Annotated in this window: 5 protein-coding genes; all 5 read right to left on the reverse strand. The window is 67.2% G+C overall.

The genetic code is table 11. The features are described 5' to 3' along the window. Nucleotides 1–121 precede the first annotated feature (121 nt). The 5 genes from AC1D01_RS26085 to mlaE all read right to left on the reverse strand — a co-directional run bounded on the left by AC1D01_RS26085 (nt 122) and on the right by mlaE (nt 3,303). On the reverse strand, nt 122–406 hold the full coding sequence (locus AC1D01_RS26085) for an STAS domain-containing protein (protein WP_477871537.1): 285 nt from the start codon (nt 404–406) through the stop codon (nt 122–124). A gap of 7 nt (nt 407–413) precedes the next feature. Beyond that, nucleotides 414–1,031: an MlaC/ttg2D family ABC transporter substrate-binding protein gene (locus AC1D01_RS26090; protein WP_477871539.1), complete on the reverse strand. Its 618-nt coding sequence runs from the start codon at nt 1,029–1,031 to the stop codon at nt 414–416. A 147-nt stretch (nt 1,032–1,178) separates the two neighbouring features. Next, nucleotides 1,179–2,006 carry an MlaA family lipoprotein gene (locus AC1D01_RS26095; protein ID WP_477871541.1) on the reverse strand — a complete coding sequence of 276 codons (828 nt, stop codon included), beginning with the start codon at nt 2,004–2,006 and terminating at the stop codon, nt 1,179–1,181. Then, nucleotides 2,003–2,506, reverse strand: coding sequence for an outer membrane lipid asymmetry maintenance protein MlaD (mlaD, locus tag AC1D01_RS26100; RefSeq protein WP_047501040.1), 504 nt, complete (start codon nt 2,504–2,506; stop codon nt 2,003–2,005). Before mlaD ends, AC1D01_RS26095 begins: the two co-directional genes overlap by 4 nt. Before the next feature lie 14 nt (nt 2,507–2,520). Then, nucleotides 2,521–3,303: a lipid asymmetry maintenance ABC transporter permease subunit MlaE gene (mlaE, locus tag AC1D01_RS26105; RefSeq protein ID WP_477871543.1), complete on the reverse strand. Its 783-nt coding sequence runs from the start codon at nt 3,301–3,303 to the stop codon at nt 2,521–2,523. Between the last annotated feature and the right edge of the window lie 74 nt (nt 3,304–3,377).

Consider the following 3,377-nt stretch of genomic DNA (forward strand, 5'->3'; position numbering starts at 1 on the left):
TTTGGGGGAAAAGATTGAAGTGACCGACGAGCATGCGAGCGCTCGCGCGCTCGTCGGTCACTTCAATCTTTTCCCCCCAACAAGAGCGGGTGGGTCTGCGCGGCGCGACAGGACACGACGCCTAAGCAGCCTTCAGCAACAGCCCATCCACCCCATACAGCCGAGCCAGCTCAGCCAGCTTCGCCGGTGCATTGCGCACCGCGAACCCCTTGCCGAACGCCGTCGCCAGCCGCTGGCACTCCAGCAGCACCGCAAGCGCCGCCGAATCGAACTGCGCCAAACCCGAGGCATCCACCGTCACGGTGGGCTCGGACTGCGTCTTCACTTCCTGCTGCAAGGCCTGCGACAGCATGCGCTGCGTGTCGCGGGCCTCGCGCGTCGTCACCGTGGCGGGCAGCAACAGCATGTCGGCCTCAGCTCTTGCCGGCAGCCGACTTGTTGCGCTCGATCAGCTTGGCGATCAGGCCGTCGATGCCGCCAGCACCGATCTCCTGCGCGAAGCTGTTGCGGTAGTTCTCGACCAGCCAGACGCCGAGCACGTTGACGTCGTAGATCTTCCAGCCGCTGGCCGCCTTCTCGAGGCGGTAGTCGAGCTGGATCGGATCGCCCTTGCCGCGGATCTCGGTGCGCACGATCACCTCGGTGTCTTCAGGCGACGAGCGCATCGGCTTCAGCTGCACGGTCTGGTCACGCACCTGCGCGAGCGCGCCGGAATAGGTGCGCACCAGCAGCGTCTTGAACTCGTCCTGCAGCTTCTTCTGCTGCTCGGGCGTGGCCTGGCGCCAGTAGCGGCCGACCGCCGAGGCCGTCATGCGCTGGAAGTTGACGTGCGGCATCACCTTGGCCTCGACCAGCGCCGAGACCTGCTTCACGTCACCGGCCTGGATCGACTTGTCAGYCTTGGCCGCATCGAGCACCTCGGACGACACCTGCTTCACGAGCTGGTCGGGCGCCTGCTGCGCGAACGCGGCGGCACTGGCCACGGCGATCGTCGCGGCGGAGATCCATCTGACAAATTGTGGGTTGAGCATCTGTGGTTCCTTTCGGGGAAGAGCCTCGCAGCTTGGAGCGGGCACGGTATCTGGAGTTCGCTGCGTCTGCGCGGCGATCCGGCACATGACCTCAACGGCCGTGGGTCTCTGCCGGTTGGCCGCCGGATCGTTTCCGGCAGGTGAAGTTCATGGTTTCGGCGCCGACGCGGGCGAGGCGGCCGGTGCCGGGGCCGCTGCGGGTGCCGACGCCGGTGCCTCGTCCTGGTCGTAGCGTTCGTCCTTCGACTCCGGCACCTCGCCGTCGTAGACGAGGCTGCGCCGGCGCTGCAGGTAGGCATCGCGGATGAAGGTGTACTTGTCGAGCGCGATGTCGTCGAGCATGCCGCTGGCGCCGAGCAGCGCGGCGCGCTCGTTGACGAAACCGACACCGACCACCGCGTAGCGCGCCAGGCTGTCGTTGAAGGCCAGCGCCGGCGATACCGAGCGGTCGATCGGCAGCGCGATCGAATCGCGCAGCGTCGACGGCCCGAAGAACGGCCACACCACGTACGGCCCTGAACTCATGCCCCAGCGCCCGAACGTCTGCCCGAGGTCCTCGTTGTGCCGGTCCAGGCCCATCTCGGTGGCGACGTCGAAGAAGCCGCCGAGACCGAAGATCGTGTTGGTGGTCACGCGCATCACGTCCTGCATGCCGGAGTCGACCTTGCCCTGCAGCACGTTGTTGAACGCCGACCACAGGTCCGACACGTTGCCGAAGATGTTGCTGATGCCGCGCCGCGTCGGTTGCGGCACGACATCGCGGTAGGTGGTGGCCACCGGCTTCAGCACCGCGGTGTCGAGCGCGTCGTTGAAGTTGTAGACCTTGCGGTTCCAGCTCTCCCACGGGTCGACGCGCTGCACCGGCTTGCCATCGGGCCCCGGTGCGGTCGTCGCGCAGCCGGTGAGCGACGCAAGCCACGCCAGCGCGAGGCCGGCGAAAGCCAGGCGCAGCAGACGCAGCGCGCGCAGGTTCACTTCTTCGCTCCGCTGGCGGGCGCCGCCGCAGCCGCAGGCGCGCCGGAATCGGCCGCCTTGCTGTACAGGAACTGGCTGATCAGGTTCTCGAGCACCACCGCCGACTGGGTCTGGCTGATGACGTCGCCGGCCGCCAGGTTCTTTTCCTCGGCACCCGCCTCCAGCCCGATGTACTGCTCGCCGAGCAGGCCGGACGTCAGGATCTTGGCCGAGCTGTCCTTCGGGAACGCGAACTTCTTCTGCAGCTGCAGCACGACGCGCGCCTGGTAGCTCTTGTCGTCGAAGCCGATCGACTCGACGCGGCCGACCACCACGCCGGCGCTCTTGACGGCCGCGCGCGGCTTCAGCCCGCCGATGTTGTCGAACTTGGTGATCACCTGGTAGGTCTCGTCGAAGTTCAGGCTCAGCAGGTTGCCGGCCTTCAACGCGAGGAACAACACCGCTGCCGCGCCGATCAGCACGAACAGGCCCACCCACACATCGTGACGAGATTTCTGCATCGTCGCCTCTTTCTTCAAATCGAGAACATCATGGCCGTGAGCACGAAATCGAGCCCCAGCGTTGCAAGCGATGCCATCACGACGGTGCGCGTGGTGGCGGCGGACACGCCTTCAGGCGTCGGCTTGCAGTTGTAGCCCTGCAGCAGCGCGATGAAGGTGACGGTGAAACCGAAGACGAGGCTCTTGATCACGCCGTTGCCGACATCGGCCCAGACGTCGACACCGCCCTGCATCTGCGACCAGAACGAACCGGCGTCGATGCCGATCAGCGGCACCGCGACCAGCCAGCCGCCGATGATGCCGACCGCGCTGAACACCGCCGCCAGGAAAGGCATCGCGATCACGCCGCCCCAGAAGCGCGGCGCCAGCACTCGCTTGATCGGGTCGACCGCCATCATCTCCATCGCGGCAAGCTGCTCGCCGGCCTTCATCAGGCCGATCTCGGCCGTCAGCGAGGTGCCGGCACGGCCGGCGAACAGCAGCGCGGTGACGACCGGGCCGAGTTCGCGCACCAGCGACAGCGCCACCAGCAGGCCCACCGCCTCGGCCGAGCCGTAGCGCTGCAGCGTGTAGTAGCCCTGCAGCGCGAGCACGAAGCCGACGAACAGGCCCGACACCGTGATGATCGACAGCGAGTGGTTGCCGAGGAAGAACACCTGGTCGCTGACGAGGCGCGGTCGGCCGAAGCTCGCACTGCCGAGGCCGGCCAGCCGGAAGAACAGGCGCGCCGCGTCGCCGACGCCGGCGAGCTTGCTGCGCACCGAGAAGCCGATGTCGGCGGGGTTGTACCAGCTCATCGGGCTGCTCCTGCGCCGGAACCTGCGCCGAAATCTTCCTCGACCGACACGGCCGGGTAGTGGAAGCGCACCGG

Source organism: Rhizobacter sp. P3_B12, from assembly GCF_056402895.1.